Source organism: Ventosimonas gracilis (genome assembly GCF_001580025.1).
Lineage (GTDB): Bacteria > Pseudomonadota > Gammaproteobacteria > Pseudomonadales > Pseudomonadaceae > Ventosimonas > Ventosimonas gracilis.
The window spans coordinates 1-461 of the sequence record NZ_LSZO01000093.1 but is presented as its reverse complement, the minus strand read 5'-3'; the positions used below and the strand labels follow the sequence as shown (position 1 = coordinate 461).

Annotated in this window: 1 protein-coding gene; it reads right to left on the bottom strand. The window is 57.9% G+C overall.

Annotation, left to right across the window (positions count from 1 at the left end):
* Positions 1-461 (bottom strand): EF-Tu/IF-2/RF-3 family GTPase (locus AXE65_RS04490; RefSeq protein WP_239685029.1); only part of this gene is annotated, 461 nt, incomplete at both ends.

Here is a 461-nt window from a genome sequence, read left to right as displayed (position 1 = left end):
ACGCCGACGTTTTCACCGGCGCGGCCTTCGTCGAGCAGTTTGCGGAACATTTCCACACCAGTACAGGTGGTTTTGCTAGTCGGGCGAATGCCGACGATTTCCACTTCTTCTTGCACTTTGATGATGCCGCGCTCAACACGACCGGTCACCACGGTGCCGCGTCCGGAGATGGAGAAGACGTCTTCGATCGGCAGCAGGAAGGGTTGGTCAATCGCGCGAACCGGTTCCGGAATGTAGGCATCCAGGGTTTCGACCAGTTTTTTCACGGCGCTGGTACCCATGCCGTTGTCGTCTTGGCCGTTTAGCGCCATCAATGCCGAGCCGATGATAATCGGGGTGTCGTCACCGGGGAATTCGTAGGTGGAGAGCAGGTCGCGCACTTCCATCTCGACCAGTTCCAGCAGCTCTTCGTCATCGACCATGTCCGCTTTGTTGAGGAACACGACGATGTACGGCACGCC